Genomic DNA, 485 nt, shown 5'->3' with positions numbered 1-485 from the left:
GGGGTACCAGCGCCCCCCCCAGGTGGGGGTGGTGTGCTCTCGACCCCCCCCGCTCGGGGTGGACATCCACCATTCACGGTCCCCCCCGGGGGGGGGCGCCCCCCGGCCCCCCCCGCAAACGGTCGTCCGGGCACGAGACTACTGAGCCTCATCGTGGAATGATGACGCCTGCTTTTGTCGGTTCCAGACCTCTGTCGTTGGGAGAGAGGCATGCGGGGACTTCAGGGCAAGAGGATCGTCATCGCGGGTGGCGCCACCGGTATCGGCGCCGCCACGGCCGAGCGGCTCGCCGGGGAAGGTGCCTCGGTCGTCGTCGGCGACATCGACCTCACGGGCGCGAAGGCCACCGCCCAGCGCGTCGCCGAGGCCGGCGGCACGGCGGTCGCCGTCCCGTTCGACCTCGCCGACGAGGAGTCGATCGGGGCGCGGTTACTACGGGCCCGCGCCCGAATCGGCGGGGGGGGTGGGGGGTTAAAAGGACGCGG

Annotated in this window: 1 protein-coding gene; it reads left to right on the top strand. The window is 72.8% G+C overall.

The window, feature by feature from the left end; genetic code table 11:
• Positions 1–210 precede the first annotated feature (210 nt).
• The coding region (locus ACFXB5_RS29155) for an SDR family NAD(P)-dependent oxidoreductase (RefSeq protein WP_385213051.1) at positions 211–485 on the top strand (275 nt) is incomplete at its 3' end.

The sequence above is a fragment of the Streptomyces sp. NPDC059455 genome (genome assembly GCF_042750115.1).
Lineage (GTDB): Bacteria > Actinomycetota > Actinomycetes > Streptomycetales > Streptomycetaceae > Streptomyces > Streptomyces endocoffeicus.
This window is presented reverse-complemented; position numbering and strand designations above follow the sequence as displayed.